Origin of the sequence: Mesorhizobium sp. B2-8-9, from assembly GCF_006439475.1 — a bacterium.
Classification (GTDB): Bacteria; Pseudomonadota; Alphaproteobacteria; order Rhizobiales; family Rhizobiaceae; genus Mesorhizobium.
Genome location: NZ_VFTQ01000009.1, coordinates 61632 through 76120 on the forward strand (window position 1 = coordinate 61632; position 14489 = coordinate 76120).

General features: G+C 65.0%; 15 protein-coding genes. 12 read left to right on the forward strand and 3 right to left on the reverse strand.

The annotated features are described in order from the left end of the window. Positions 1 to 229 precede the first annotated feature (229 nt). The 10 genes from FJ423_RS13510 (at position 230) to FJ423_RS13555 (ending at position 10476) form a co-directional block, all read left to right on the forward strand. A complete protein-coding gene (locus tag FJ423_RS13510) occupies positions 230 to 1516 on the forward strand; it encodes a cyclopropane-fatty-acyl-phospholipid synthase family protein (protein WP_095766999.1) in 1287 nt (428 codons plus the stop codon). 68 nt (positions 1517 to 1584) lie between these two features. Then, the gene (locus FJ423_RS13515) at positions 1585 to 1908 is read left to right on the forward strand and encodes a YnfA family protein (RefSeq protein WP_140842382.1); all 324 of its coding nucleotides are present in this window, start codon (positions 1585 to 1587) and stop codon (positions 1906 to 1908) included. A 1-nt stretch (position 1909) separates the two neighbouring features. Beyond that, positions 1910 to 2875: a small ribosomal subunit Rsm22 family protein gene (locus FJ423_RS13520; RefSeq protein WP_140842384.1), complete on the forward strand. Its 966-nt coding sequence runs from the start codon at positions 1910 to 1912 to the stop codon at positions 2873 to 2875. Positions 2876 to 3513: 638 nt separating this feature from the next. Further along, entirely contained in the window at positions 3514 to 5004 is a 1491-nt protein-coding gene (locus tag FJ423_RS13525; RefSeq protein WP_095766996.1) for a replicative DNA helicase, read from the forward strand. Positions 5005 to 5026: 22 nt separating this feature from the next. Beyond that, the gene (locus FJ423_RS13530; protein WP_140842386.1) at positions 5027 to 5632 is read left to right on the forward strand and encodes a hypothetical protein; all 606 of its coding nucleotides are present in this window, start codon (positions 5027 to 5029) and stop codon (positions 5630 to 5632) included. Beyond that, entirely contained in the window at positions 5632 to 7035 is a 1404-nt protein-coding gene (gene radA, locus FJ423_RS13535) for a DNA repair protein RadA (protein WP_095766995.1), read from the forward strand. Before FJ423_RS13530 ends, radA begins: the two co-directional genes overlap by 1 nt. 42 nt (positions 7036 to 7077) lie before the next feature. Continuing rightward, a complete protein-coding gene (locus FJ423_RS13540) occupies positions 7078 to 7755 on the forward strand; it encodes a CvpA family protein (RefSeq protein WP_140842388.1) in 678 nt (225 codons plus the stop codon). A gap of 101 nt (positions 7756 to 7856) precedes the next feature. Next, positions 7857 to 9338 carry an amidophosphoribosyltransferase gene (gene purF / locus FJ423_RS13545; protein WP_140842390.1) on the forward strand — a complete coding sequence of 494 codons (1482 nt, stop codon included), beginning with the start codon at positions 7857 to 7859 and terminating at the stop codon, positions 9336 to 9338. 23 nt (positions 9339 to 9361) lie between these two features. After that, positions 9362 to 10105: an SDR family NAD(P)-dependent oxidoreductase gene (locus tag FJ423_RS13550; RefSeq protein ID WP_140842392.1), complete on the forward strand. Its 744-nt coding sequence runs from the start codon at positions 9362 to 9364 to the stop codon at positions 10103 to 10105. Between the two features lie 146 nt (positions 10106 to 10251). Next, a complete protein-coding gene (locus FJ423_RS13555) occupies positions 10252 to 10476 on the forward strand; it encodes a hypothetical protein (protein ID WP_027165524.1) in 225 nt (74 codons plus the stop codon). Positions 10477 to 10490: 14 nt separating this feature from the next. On the opposite strand, the gene FJ423_RS13560 is transcribed toward FJ423_RS13555, so the two are convergent. After that, the gene (locus FJ423_RS13560; RefSeq protein WP_140842394.1) at positions 10491 to 10997 is read right to left on the reverse strand and encodes an OsmC family protein; all 507 of its coding nucleotides are present in this window, start codon (positions 10995 to 10997) and stop codon (positions 10491 to 10493) included. 318 nt (positions 10998 to 11315) lie between these two features. On the opposite strand from FJ423_RS13560, the gene FJ423_RS13570 reads away from it, so the two are divergent. Next, positions 11316 to 12812: a peptidase S10 gene (locus FJ423_RS13570; protein WP_140842396.1), complete on the forward strand. Its 1497-nt coding sequence runs from the start codon at positions 11316 to 11318 to the stop codon at positions 12810 to 12812. Positions 12813 to 12842: 30 nt separating this feature from the next. Here the strand turns inward: FJ423_RS13570 and FJ423_RS34590 are convergent, their stop codons facing one another. Next, positions 12843 to 12971: a hypothetical protein gene (locus tag FJ423_RS34590; protein ID WP_281408968.1), complete on the reverse strand. Its 129-nt coding sequence runs from the start codon at positions 12969 to 12971 to the stop codon at positions 12843 to 12845. Positions 12972 to 12980: 9 nt separating this feature from the next. Then, positions 12981 to 13397 (reverse strand): hypothetical protein, encoded by a 417-nt coding sequence (locus FJ423_RS13575; RefSeq protein WP_140842398.1) that lies wholly within the window; start codon positions 13395 to 13397, stop codon positions 12981 to 12983. Between the two features lie 171 nt (positions 13398 to 13568). Here FJ423_RS13575 and FJ423_RS13580 point away from each other — a divergent pair, with 171 nt between their 5' ends. Then, complete coding sequence (locus FJ423_RS13580; RefSeq protein WP_140842400.1) at positions 13569 to 14465, forward strand: DMT family transporter; 897 nt, start codon at positions 13569 to 13571, stop codon at positions 14463 to 14465. Positions 14466 to 14489 lie beyond the last annotated feature (24 nt).

A 14489-nucleotide genomic window follows, 5' to 3' on the forward strand; every position in this document is an offset into this window, starting at 1 on the left:
GGCATATCCTCCGAAGCCTCGCTTCGGTTCGCAGACGTCCAGGATTTCTGGACCAACGCCCGGGTCTTCGACCCGGGCTTTTTTGTGCCAAAAGGAACTTTTCGACACCCCATATCTTGTGCACATTACAGCGTGGCGCGTCGATTGGACGCGGGCGAGGCGCCGTGGCATTTTCGATCTGGCATTCCAGTCCGATTACCGGGTGATCCGACTGAGGGGACATTTGGTCATGAATATCCTGTTGAAACACGTTCTCGAACGCCTGGTGCGCGCCGGCGACCTCAAGGTGACCGGACCGAAGGGCGCGACGCACAAGTTCGGCGACGGCAGCGGCGAGCCGGTGCATATCCACATCAAGACCACGCATGCCGAGCGCGCCATCACCTTCGATCCGATGCTGGCGGTGCCCGAAGCCTATATGGACGGTGAGCTCGACGTGATCGAGGGCGGCGTTCTCGGCCTGATGCGCATCGCGTTCCAGAACATGGGATCGAGCGGCATCGACGTGACCTGGTCGAAGGCGATCGAGGGGCTGCGCCACGCCTTCCGCCGGCTGCAGCAGATCAACACCGCCGCGCGCTCGCGCCGCAACGTCGAACGCCACTACGATCTCTCGGGCGAGCTCTACAAGCTCTTCCTCGACGAGGACATGCAGTATTCCTGCGCCTATTTCGAACAGCCCGACATGACGCTCGACGAGGCGCAGCTTGCCAAGAAGCGCCACATCGCCGCCAAGCTGAGGCTCAAGGCCGGCCAGACGGTGCTCGACATCGGCTCCGGCTGGGGCGGGCTGGGCCTCTATCTCGCCAAGGTCTTCGACGTCGACGTGCAGGGCGTCACCCTCTCCACCGAACAGCATGGCGTCGCCACCGACCGCGCGCATGCGCAGGGCCTGCAGGACCGCGTGCATTTCGAACTCAAGGATTATCGCCACATCAACGAACGTTTCGACCGCATCGTCTCGGTCGGCATGTTCGAGCATGTCGGCGTCAATCACTACCGCACCTTCTTCGACAAGGCCGCGACGCTGCTCAAGCCCGACGGCGTGATGCTGCTCCATACCATCGGCCGTTCCGGCGTGCCGTGGGCGACCAGCGCCTTCGTCCGCAAATACATTTTCCCGGGCGGCTACATCCCTGCGATGTCGGAGGTGATGCCGGCGATCGAGAAGTCGGGCCTCGTCGTCACCGATATCGAAATCCTGCGGCTGCATTACGCCGACACGCTCAAGCATTGGGGCGAGCGCTTCGCCGCCAACCGCGACAAGGCGAAAGCGATCTATGACGAGCGCTTCTGCCGCATGTGGGAGTTCTATCTCGCCGCTTCCGAGGCCGCCTTCCGCTGGCAGGACCTGGTGATCTTCCAGTTCCAGATCGCCAAGAAGAACGACACGCTGCCGATGACGCGCGACTACATGGCCAAATGCGAGAAGGCGCTGGAGCTGCGCGATATCGGCCACCAGGAGCCGGCGGCGCCGGCGCCCTCCAAGCCGACCCGCCGCAAGAAGGTGGGGTAGCCGCGCAATGCCGCTTGCCATTGCGGCCTGACGCCACGAAAAAGGTCTCGTTCGCGAGACCTTTTTTCATGACCTACCTCATCTACACCGCAGCCGCTCTTGCCGAGATCGCCGGCTGCTTTTCGTTCTGGGCGTGGTGGCGGCTGGAGAAGTCGGCGCTCTGGCTTCTCCCCGGCCTCGTCTCGCTGGCGCTGTTTGCCTTGCTGCTGTCGCTGGTCGGCACGGATGCGGCGGGCCGCGCCTACGCCGCCTATGGCGGCATCTACATCGCCGCCTCGCTCGGCTGGCTGTGGCTGGTCGAAGGCGTGCGTCCCGACCGCTGGGATCTGGCCGGCGCTGCGCTCTGCATCGTCGGCGCCTCGGTCATCCTGCTCGCTCCAAGGGGAGCCTGAGATGGAACTGCCCGCCCCGCTCCGGCAAGGCGTCGACAGCCTCTTGGAGAAGGTACCATTGCCGGCGCTGAGGCAGGCGGCGCGGACGCTCTCGGAGCGCTACCGCGCCGAGCTGCGCGACGGCCGCCTGCATATGGGCGAGGACATGGCCGTCAAGGCCTATCTGGCGACGCGGCTGCCCGCCACCTATGCCGCCGTGCGCGCCAGCCTCGATGCCTTGATCGAGGCTCGCCCCGACTTCCGGCCGGCGAGCCTGCTCGATGTCGGCGCTGGACCTGGCACCATGCTTTGGGCCACGACCGACGCTTGGCCTGAGCTGGAACGGGCGGTGCTGGTCGAGGCAAGCGCTGCCGTGCGCAAGGTCGGCCAGGCGCTCGCGGAAGGGGCGATCACGGCCCGCGCCGACTGGATCGCCGGCGATGCGACCATCGATCTCGACGGCATCACGTCCGCCGACCTCGTCAGCGCCGCCTATGTGCTGGACGAGATCGTGCCTTTATCGCTGCCGAGGCTCATCGACGGCCTCTGGCGGCTCACGGCCGACACGCTGCTCATCGTCGAGCCCGGCACGCCCGCCGGCTGGCAGCGCATCCTCGCCGCGCGCCGGCAACTGATTGCGGCCGGCGCGCATGTTTCGGCGCCCTGTCCGCACGCGGCGCCCTGCCCGCTTGCGCCGCCCGACTGGTGCCATTTCGCGCGCCGCGTCGCCCGTTCGCGCCTGCATCGCCTGGTCAAGGAGGCCGAGGTGCCATGGGAGGACGAGAAGTTCATCTACTTGGCCGCCTCCCGGCAGCCGGCGCCCGCGCATCTGGCACGGGTGATCGCGCCACCAAAGGGCGGCTCCGGCAAGGTGGTGCTGAAACTCTGCCAACCGGACGGCAGCGTCGGCGAGCGCCTGCTCAGCAAGCGCGACGGCGCCGTCTTCAAGGTGGCGCGGCGGGCCGACTGGGGCGACACGCTGGACTGAGGGAGCGTAGGCCGATGACATCGGGAGAAGACGTATCGTCGATGCCCGTCGCTACTTTGGCGATCAGCCGACGCGCACGAACTTCGTCATCCACGGGCGGAGCGACGCGAAGCGGCGCGCGCAGACCCGAGGATCCATTCCGTGACGTTGCGCGAAGAATGAAGGCGGCGCAGAACGGAGCTCGTTCTGGCTCGCCGCGACGCTCACAGGTCACGGAATGGATCCTCGGGTCTGCGCGCGTCGCTTCGCTCCTTGCTCCGCCCGTGGATGACGACTTCACCAACGTTTCGGCTAATCTCGAAGGTGAACGCCCAAAAGAAGCAACTCGCTACTTTGGCGATCAGCCGAGGACGTCCGCGATTCTCTGCGCGAGCGGATGCGGCTGGTCGGTTGTGAGCGAGCGTCGGACGACAATCGGTCGCCCAAAATGTTCTTGCTTCGTTCCACAATTGCAAATAAGAATCGCCGCTTGCCGAGTCAACTGGAATCAGGCCCCCGGAATACTGTCCTGTGGATGGTTTGCCGATCCTGTGAACATTGGGGCGTCAAGCTGGTTGGACCGAGGGTGTTGCAGAAAGGTCAGCATCGAATCTTCCCGTTCTGATATCGAGGACAGCGGGATCGAAACCGGGGATATCATGGCAGAGGCGGCACTGAAATTCGGCGCGGCGGAAACGCCGCTCTATCGCGAAGCACCGAACAACATCGAGGCCGAGCAGGCGCTGCTCGGCGCCATCCTCGTCAACAACGACGCCTTCTATCGTGTCTCCGATTTCTTAAAGCCGGCGCATTTCTACGAGCCGCTGCACCGCCGCATCTTCGAGATCGCGGCCGAGCTCATCCGCATGGGCAAGATTGCGACGCCGATCACGCTCAAGACCTTCCTGCCGGCCGACGAGAAGGTCGGCGACATGACGGTGGCGCAATATGTCGTGCGCCTCGCCGTCGAGGCCGTCACCGTCGTCAACGCCACCGACTATGGCCGCGCCATCTACGACCTTGCGACGCGCCGCGCGCTGATCACCGTCGGCGAGGACATGGTCAACATCGCCTATGACGCGCCGGTCGACATGTCGCCCTCCGACCAAATCGAGGATGCCGAACGGCGGCTGTTCGAGCTTGCCGAAACGGGCCGCTATGACGGCGGCTTCGAGAGCTTCAACGATGCGGTCAAGACCGCCGTCGACATGGCCAACGCCGCCTATATGCGTGACGGCCACCTGTCGGGCATCGCCACCGGCTTGCGCGACCTCGATCGCCGCATGGGCGGCCTGCAGCCCTCCGACTTGATCGTGCTCGCGGGGCGCCCGGGCATGGGCAAGACCTCCTTGGCCACCAACATCGCCTTCAACATCGCCGAGGCTTACGTTCCGGCGCAGCAGGCCGATGGCAGCTTCAAGGCCGCCAACGGCGGCGTCGTCGGCTTCTTCTCGCTCGAAATGTCGTCGGAGCAGCTCGCCACCCGCATCATCTCCGAGCAGACCGAGATCTCGTCCTCGAAGATCCGCCGCGGCGAGATCACCGAGATGGATTTCGAAAAACTCGTCGCCTGCTCGCAGACGATGCAGAAGATCCCGCTGTTCATCGACCAGACCGGTGGTATCTCGATCGCGCAGCTTTCCGCCCGCGCGCGGCGTCTGAAGCGCCAGCGCGGCCTCGATCTCATCGTCATCGACTATATCCAGCTGATGCAGGGCTCCTCCGCGCGCGCCTCGCAGAACCGCGTGCAGGAAATCACCGAGATCACCACGGGCCTGAAGGCTTTGGCCAAGGAGCTCGGCGTGCCGATCATCGCGCTGTCGCAGCTGTCGCGTCAGGTCGAAAGCCGCGACGACAAGCGCCCGCAGCTCTCGGACCTGCGCGAATCCGGCTCGATCGAGCAGGACGCCGACGTGGTTCTGTTCGTCTATCGCGAGGAATATTACCTCAAGAACCGCGAGCCGAAGCTCGGCACCGAGGAATACATCAAGTGGGAAAACGAGATGAATGAAGCGCGCGGCAAGGCCGAGTGCATCATCGCCAAGCAGCGCCACGGGCCGACCGGCACCGTCAGCCTAGCCTTCCACGGCGAATTCACGCGGTTCTCGGATCTGGCGGAAGAGCATCATCTGCCGGAGAGGTTCGAGTAGCGTTTTGTTTGGGGGTAGCTGATTGGACTTCAGCGATATCTATCAACGGATGAAGTTTGAGGCGTACGAAATCTCTAAAGAGGAGCGCATTCAACTTACTGATTATCTGAAATCAGCTGGATCAACTTCTCAAGTGGAGTCGCACGCCGCTTTGCTGGTGTTCTGCTATTCGAGCGATCCGGTAGCCGAGAATGTGAAATTGGTGAGGAAATTCCTTGCCAAGCAAACTGACGACTACGCCCGCGCCGCGGCGGTGACCGGCCTATATCGGATCTGGCGCTTGGGAGCCCCCTCGGACATCGACGATCTACTAGGCGTTTTGGCGCTTTGGTCAGTGGAGTCTCGGTACGACACGTCTATCGCCGCGATCGGGTGTGCATTCCTTCTCATGCACCTGCTTCAGAATCAGCGTCTCTCCTTCGCACTTGGACGCTTGTTGGAAACACTGCACGAAGAAGTCAGGCGTGAGAACGATTTGGCGGTCGGTTTGTTCAGGTATGCATGTTTGTCGGCATACGACAATTGGGCTCAGAGCAACGGACAGCGCCGCACTCATTTCGACACGATTGAGGAGGCCTTGCCGGTTTATTGGGATCGCCAGAAATACTTGTTGGAATCGATGAATTAATGGCCAAATCGCGCGTTCAGTTCATCTGCCAGAATTGCGGCTCGGTGCATCAGCGCTGGGCCGGCAAATGCGATGCCTGCGGCGAGTGGAACACGCTGGTCGAGGAAGGCACGTCCGGCGGCATCGGCTCGGGGCCGGCCAACACGCGCAACGCCCGTAAAGGGCGTGCCGTGGTGCTGACCAGCCTGTCGGGCGACATCGAGGACGCGCCGCGCATCGTGTCGGGCATCGGCGAGCTCGACCGCGCCACCGGCGGCGGCTTCGTGCGCGGCTCGGCGCTGCTGGTCGGCGGCGATCCCGGCATCGGCAAGTCGACGCTGTTGACGCAGGCAGCCGCCGCGCTCGCCTCGAAAGGCCACCGCATCGTCTATGTCTCGGGCGAGGAAGCGGTGGCGCAGATCCGGCTGCGGGCACAACGCCTCGGCGTCGCCTCGACGCCGGTCGAGCTTGCGGCCGAAACCAATGTCGAGGACATCCTGGCGACCATCGCCGACGGCAAGCGGCCGGACCTCGTCATCCTCGATTCCATCCAGACGCTGTGGACCGACCTTGCCGATTCGGCGCCGGGCACCGTCACCCAGGTGCGCGCGGCCGCCCAGGCGATGATCCGCTACGCGAAATCCACAGGCGCGGCGATCGTGCTCGTCGGCCATGTCACCAAGGAAGGCCAGATCGCCGGCCCTCGCGTCGTCGAGCACATGGTCGACGGCGTGCTCTACTTCGAGGGCGAAGGCAATCACCACTTCCGCATCCTGCGCACAGTGAAGAACCGCTTTGGGCCGACCGACGAGATCGGCGTGTTCGAAATGTCGGACAAGGGGCTGCGCGAGGTTTCCAATCCATCCGAGCTTTTCCTCGGCGAGCGCCACGCGAAGTCCCCGGGCGCCGCGGTTTTCGCCGGCATGGAAGGCACGCGGCCGGTGCTGGTCGAGATCCAGGCGCTTGTCGCGCCTTCCTCGCTCGGCACGCCGCGCCGCGCCGTCGTCGGCTGGGACGGCGCGCGGCTGTCGATGGTGCTCGCCGTGCTGGAGGCGCATTGCGGCGTCCGCTTCGGCCAGCACGACGTCTATCTCAACGTCGCCGGCGGCTACCGCATCTCTGAGCCGGCGGCCGATCTCGCGGTCGCCGCGGCGCTGGTTTCGTCACTCACCGGTCTTGCCCTTCCCGCCGATTGCGTCTATTTCGGCGAAATCAGCCTATCGGGCGCTGTGAGGCCGGTTGCGCATGCGCAGCAGCGCCTCAAGGAAGCCGAAAAGCTGGGTTTTGGAAGCGCGGTGCTGCCGCTCGGCAGCGAGGAACTTGCCGGGGGGATCGGGGCCGGCGCTTTCCAGCCCACCGAGCTTGCCGACCTTGTGGCGCGCATAGCCGGCTCACGGCGCGGTCGTGCCGACGACGGGGAGTGATGCGGCTCGTCGGGCCGTAAGACAGGAAGTGGGGCGAGAACCATGCCGATTACGCTGCTTGACGGAATCCTCGTCGGCTTCACCCTGGTCTCAGCAATGCTCGCCATGGTGCGCGGCTTCTCGCGCGAAGTGCTGTCGGTGGTTTCCTGGGCAGCGGCCGCGGCTGCGGCGTTCTTCTTCTACAAGCCGGTGCTTCCCTATGTTCAGCCCTATGTCGACAACGACAAGATCGCGATGGCGGCCTCTGCCGGCATCGTCTTCCTCATCGCGCTGATCGTCGTCTCCGTCATCACCATGAAGCTCGCCGACTGGATCATCGATTCCCGCATCGGCGCGCTCGACCGCACGCTCGGCTTTCTCTATGGCGCGGCGCGCGGCATTCTGGTGGTCGCGGTGGCGCTGCTGTTCTTCAACTGGCTGGCCGGCGCCAAGGCGCCTGCCTGGATCGCCAACGCCAAGTCGCGGCCGTTGCTGGAGACGATCGGCGCCAAGCTCGAAAGCGTGCTGCCGGAAAACACCGAGGAACTGGTCAACAAATACACCCATAAGGGCACGCCGCAGGCCGGCGCACCGGCCACGACTGACCAGCCCGCGGCCGAGCCTCCAGCAGGCGACGACAACGCGCCGGCGCCAGACGACAGCGAGGGCGAGGCGCCTGCCGACGACGAGCCGGCGCCTGCCACGCCAGCGCCCGCCCCGGCTCCAGCGCCGGCAAACTGATTGCTGGCCGGCCTGGTGCCGGTTGTGAATGCAAGAAAGCGTGCGTTGCGTTCGGCGAGAGATCGCCTTATATGGCGGCTTTAGCGGAGCTTGAGCACCAGATGGCAGACTCAACGGCAGATGAAGGCAAGGTCCTTTCCGCCGAGGCCGACGATCATTTTCATGACGAATGCGGCGTGTTCGGCATCTTCGGCCGGCAGGACGCGGCGGCCATCGTCACACTCGGCCTTCATGCCCTGCAGCATCGCGGCCAGGAAGCGGCCGGCATCGTCTCCTATGACGGCACCCAGTTCCATGTCGAACGCCATGTCGGCCTGATCGGCGACACCTTCACCAAGCAGCGCGTCATCGACAGCCTGCAAGGCAACCGCGCTATCGGCCACACGCGCTACGCCACCACCGGCGGCGCCGGGCTGCGCAACATCCAGCCCTTCTTCGCCGAGCTCGCGGAAGGTGGTCTTGCCGTGGCCCACAACGGCAACCTCACCAACGCGCTCACCGTGCAGCGCGCGCTGCAGAAGCAGGGCTCGATCTTCTCCTCGACTTCCGACACAGAGACGCTGCTGCATCTGGTCGCGACCAGCAAGGAGCGCGATTTGAACTCGCGTTTCATCGATGCGGTACGCCAAGTCGAGGGCGCCTTCTCGCTGGTGGCGATGACCGCCAAGAAGATGATCGGCTGCCGCGATCCGCTGGGCATCCGCCCGCTGGTGCTTGGCGACCTCGACGGCGCCTGGATCCTCGCTTCCGAAACCTGCGCGCTCGACATCATCGGCGCCCGCTTCGTGCGCGACATCAAGCCCGGCGAGATGGTGGTGATCACCGCGAAGGGCATCGAGAGCATCTTCCCGTTCGAGCCGCAGAAGACGCGCTTCTGCATCTTCGAATATGTCTATTTCGCGCGGCCGGATTCCTCGGTCGAGGGCCGCAATGTCTACGAGGTGCGCAAGCGCATCGGCGCCGAGCTCGCGCAGGAAAGCCCGGTGGACGCCGACGTCGTCGTGCCGGTTCCGGATTCCGGCACGCCGGCCGCGATCGGTTTTTCCCAGGCCGCCGGCATTCCCTTCGAGCTCGGCATCATCCGCAACCACTATGTCGGGCGCACCTTCATTCAGCCGGGCGATTCGATCCGCCATATGGGCGTTAAGCTGAAGCACAACGCCAACCGCCGCATGATCGAGGGCAAGCGCGTGGTGCTGGTCGACGATTCGATCGTGCGCGGCACCACCAGCCAGAAGATCGTGCAGATGGTGCGCGACGCCGGCGCCAGGGAAGTGCATATGCGCATCGCTTCGCCGCCGACAAGCGCGTCCTGCTTCTATGGCGTCGACACGCCGGAGAAGTCGAAGCTCCTGGCATCGCGCATGTCGGTCGAGGAGATGGCGGAATTCATCCGCGTCGATTCGCTCGGTTTTCTCTCGATCGACGGACTCTACCGTGCCGTCGGCGAGGCCGGCCGCGACAACGACCAGCCGCAATTCTGCGACGCCTGCTTCACCGGCCAGTACCCCACCCGCCTGCTCGACTTCGAAGGCCACGATAATGTGCGCACGCTGTCGCTGCTGGCGAGTGGCGGGTCGTAATCGCACTTTACGGAAATTCCTGAATGACCCTCGACCTTTCCGGCCGCGTGGCGGTCGTAACCGGCGCCTCGCGCGGCATCGGCTATTTCCTCGCCAGGGAGCTGGCGGCAGCCGGCGCGCATGTGATCGCGGTGGCGCGCACCGTGGGCGGGCTGGAAGAACTCGACGACCAGATCAAGGCCGACGGCCGCGGCCAGGCGACGCTGGTGCCGCTCGATCTTGCCGACATGGCCGGCATCGACCGGCTGGGCGGCGCGATCCACGAGCGCTGGGGCAAGCTCGACATACTGGTTGCCAATGCCGGCGTGCTCGGCGTCATTTCGCCGATCGGCCATGTCGAGGCCAAGACCTTCGAGAAGGTGATGACCATCAACGTCACTTCGACCTGGCGTTTGGTCCGTTCGGTCGACCCGCTGCTCAGGCTCTCCGACGCGGGCCGCGCCATCATTCTCTCCTCCAACGCGGCGCATTCGGCGCGCGCCTTCTGGGCGCCCTATGCGGCTTCGAAAGCGGCGGTCGAAACGATGATGCGTTCCTGGGCCCATGAGACCGAGAGCCTGCCGCTGAGGGTGAACGCCGCCGATCCGGGGGCAACCCGCACGGCGATGCGCGCCCAGGCCATGCCCGGAGAGGATCCGGAGACGCTGCCGCATCCGTCCGAGATCGCCAGGCGCATCGTGCCCCTGGCAAGCCCGGAACTGAAGGAAACCGGCCTGATCTTCCAGGCCAAGCACAACCGCTTCGTCGCCTACCGGCAGCCGGAATAAAACCTGGGTGCCTGAGGCGTCGCGACCCCTCTATTCACGGGTCTGTGAACGGGGCGGCGAAAGCGTGTGCCGCCTCGCTGCTTTCGCTGCTCCATGGGAGTTGCTAGGATCGGCCCGACTCCGACATTTCAAAGCGAGGAATTCCCATGGCTGCTACTCCCAGCGTAGCGTTGGTCTGGTACCTGGTGATCGCCGGCCCGCAGGGCGGCATGGTGGTGCTGCCCAGCACCTTCGACACCCGCGAACAATGCACCAACGCCGTCACCGAATATCAGAAGCAGCCGACCCCTCAGGGCTGGGCCGTACAATGCGTGCCGAGCGCCTCGCCGTTTACCGATGAAGGGGATGCGGAAACGCCCTCGGCGCAGTAGCGCGAGGCGTCGCCTCAGCGCTGTGCGCTCACGCTCAACGCCGGCTTGCTGTTGATCGTCTGGAACACCACGCAGTAGCGCTCGGTGAGCTTGAGGAGCGAATCGATGCGCTCCTGCGGCTCGTCGGTGTCGAGATCGAATTTCAGCCTTATCTCGCGGAAGCCGACCGGCGCGTCGCGGGCGACGCCCAGCGTGCCGCGAAAATCGAGGTCTCCCTCGGCCTCGACGGTAGCGTTGCCGAGCTTGAACTCCAAGGCGGTCGCCACCGCTTTCAGCGTCACGCCGGCGCAGGCGACCAGCGCTTCCAGCAGCATGTCTCCCGAGCACAGCTCGAGGCCCGAGCCGCCGGTGGCCGGATGAAGCCCGGCGACAGCAAGCGCCCTACCGGTCTCCACCTTGCAGGCGATCGACTGGTCGTCGAGCGTGCCGCGGGCCTTCAGCGTGATCAGCGCTCGCGCGGCGTCTTCGCGATAGACGTCCTTCAACGGGGCCTGCATGGCCTTGAGTGCGGTTGCGTCCATTGTGTTGTCCTTCCGATCAGCCTTTGATGCCTTGATAGCACTGATATGCCGGCGGGACAGCGCCCCCCTCTGTCCTGCCGGACATCTCCCCCTCTTGGGGGGAGATTGGCAGCTTCTCCGGCGGCGCCCTTTCCGCAGCGTGGGAGATTAGCGAGCGTGGGAGAATGGCGAAGGCCGACGCGACATCTGATCTCCCCCCTCGAGGGGGAGATGCCCGGCAGGGCAGAGGGGGGCGCGAAGGATCGCAACGTTTGCGATTGTTGTTTTGACTTCACACGCCCAGGCCATACCTATTCCGAGACCATTTCCGGAGCCCACATGCGATCCAAGCTCGTCTCCCTCATCCTGCTGGCGGTCGCCGCCTTCGCTCAGCCCACCTTCGCCGAAGCACCCGAGCGTCCAGCCCCGACCGGCGGCGTGCTGTCGCTGTTGCCGCCTCCGCAGGTAACAGAGCATTCGATCACGCTCGGCGGGCGCAAGCTGGATTACCAGGCCAAGGCCGGCACGCTGTCCCTCCTATCCGGCAAGGGCGAGGTGACGGCCGAGATCTTCTATGTCGCCTACTCGCAGCAATCGCCCGCCCCGGCGAAGGAGCGGCCGATCACCTTCGTCTTCAACGGCGGGCCCGGTGCCGCGTCTGCTTACCTGCATCTCGGCGCGATCGGACCGCGCATCGTCGAGACCGCCGCCGACGGCGAGTTCCTGCGGCCGCCGCAGAAGCTCATCGACAACCCCGACAGCTGGCTCGACATGAGCGATCTCGTCTTCGTCGATCCGGTCGGCACCGGTTACAGCCGCGAAGCGCCTGGGCACGAGCCGAAGGAATTCTGGAGCGTCGATGCCGACGCCAGCTCGGTCGGCGCCTTCATCCGCCTCTATCTGGCGCAGAACGGCCGCACCGGATCGCCGCTGTTCCTCGCCGGCGAGAGCTATGGCGGCTTTCGCGCCGCGCTGCTTGCCCGCACGCTGCAGGAGGATGTCGGCCTCAGCCCCAGCGGCATCGTGCTGATCTCGCCTGCGCTGGAATTCATGCTGGTGCGCCCCGACCAATTCGACCAGCTGCACTGGGCGCTGGAGCTGCCTTCGCTGGCGGCAACGCGGCTGAAGGGCGACGGCGTGAGCGGCGACGTGTTGCGCGACAGGTTGGCCGAGGTCGAGCATTATGCGCTCGGCGATTACCTGACGGCGCTGAACAGCGGGCTGGAGCAAGGCGGCAAACTCGCCAGCGGGCGCGTTTCGGAGATCATCGGCCTGCCGCTGGAGCTCGTCCAGCGCAATTTCGCCCGCATCCCCATCGGGCTTTTCGCCAAGGAATTCCAGCGCGCCACGGGCAAGGTTCTGAGCCCCTACGACGCCACCATCGGCACTGCCGACATCGCGCCGCAAAGCGCCCGTGAGGCCGGCCCCGACCCGGTGCTCGACCGCAGCGTTCCGGTGCTGACCTCCGCCTTCGTCGCTTACGCCCGCGACGAGCTGAACTACCGCACCGACGTCAGCTACCGGCTGCTCAATGGCGAGGTCAGCCGCAGTTGGGATTACGGCACATCAGGCCAGGGCTATGCCGGTGTGATGAACGACCTGCAGCGCGCCCGCTCGCTCAACCCGGCGCTGGGTGTCGTCATCGTCAACGGCTATACCGATCTCGTCACGCCCTATCTCGCCTCGCGCTATCTGGTGAACCAGCTTCCTTCGCTATCGGACGCCAAGCCGATCCGCCTCGACGTCGTCGAGGGCGGCCATATGATGTATCTGCGGCCGGACGGACGGCGCGCGCTGAAGGACGCGGCATCGGAGCTCTATCAGGCGACGCAATAATGGCAGGTCACGCGCGCAGGTGACCCGCGCCTACATCAGGGCAAAGCCGGGCAGGTTCGTCGCGCGAATGCAGCGGATTGGCGGCGTTCTCGTCATGATGACCTCAGAAGAACAAAAAGCGCGGTCGAGATTTGGATCGGTAGGCTTGTCGTAGGTCATGCGAACACTTTATTTGCCGTTTGCCAGCGAGCGGCGCAGTTGCTCGTCCAGTTTCTGAAACTCATCGGCCAGCCTGTCGCAGACAGGGCTATCCGTCTCGCAGCGAAGTTCCCGGTTCGCAATCCAGTTGCCTTGCTGATCCTTGTCGAACCGCCTGCATGTCACGGCAGGATAGGCCTTCTCGGAGGGCTTTGTGAAAACCCACTGCGTCAGTCCATCATCCGAAACGAACAAGTCGAACCGCTCTGAAGCCGGGGCTTGATGGAGACTGCCCTGCGCCCGCACGTGCCTGAGAAAATCGCCGCTGTCGGCGCCGTGGATGCCGCACATCGTCGAGGGCCCGTGCTTGTAACGATAGACGGTTTCCGCTCCGGACGTCCCCGCGATCGCGATCAGGATCGCGCCCGCCATAACGACTGCCTTCACCCGACGCTCCTCCGCCTTGCTTTCCCACGCTACCACCCCGTGCCTCGATTGCCATCCCTGCGCCAACGCAAGCGCTGCGCTGGAGCAGCGCAGTGCAAGCTTTCGCCCCTATAGCTGGAGCAACGGTCCCGACCGGGGCGGGACCGCCTCACGCAAACACGCTGAGCCCTTATGGCCGATGTCGTCATCCTGGAAAGCCGCGAAAGGGTGCTGGCCGGCATCCTGTTCACGGCCGCCGCCTATTTCCTGTTTTCGGCGCAGGATGCCTCGATCAAGCTCCTGGTCGCCGGCATGACGGTCTGGCAGATCATGCTCGTCCGCTCGATCACCGTGCTCCTCGCCTGCGGCGCGGTCGGCGGCAGGCGGCTGTTCGCCGACACGATCGATTCGCCGATCGTCAGGCCGATGCTGTTGCGCAGCGCCTTCACGCTCGCCGCCTGGCTTTGCTACTACAACGCCGCGCGCTCGCTGCAGCTTGCCGAGCTCACCACCATCTATTACGCCGCGCCGATCATCGTCACCGTGCTGTCCGTGCTGATCCTGGGCGAGACGGTGCCGCTGCTGCGCTGGCTGGCGGTGTTCATCGGCTTCGTCGGCGTCTTCATCGCCTGCGATCCGACCCGGCTCGGCTTCTCCGTGCCGGTGCTCCTGGTGCTGGCAGCGGCCGTCCTTTGGGGGATCGCCGTGGTGCTGCTGCGCAAGACGGCGCTGCAGGAGCGCACGACGATCCAGCTCGTGCTCAACAATTTCTATTTCCTGCTCTTCTCGGCCGTGCCGGCGCTGATCTGGTGGCATATGCCCGACGGAACGCAGTTCCTCTTGCTCATCAGCGTCGGCGCGCTGGGCGGTGTGGCGCAATACATGCTGTTCGAGGGCATGAAGCGCGCGCCGGTGTCGATTGTGGCACCGTTCGAGTACACCTCGCTGGTCTGGGCCTTCGCGCTGGGCTACGCCATATGGGGCGACTTGCCGCGCACGGAAGTGTTCATGGGCGCGGCGCTGATCATCGGCGCCGGCCTGCTCATCGTCGGCAACGAGCATTTCCGCAGACGGGAGCAGGCCTCATGACGGAAGGCTGTCAGGAGCAACTGG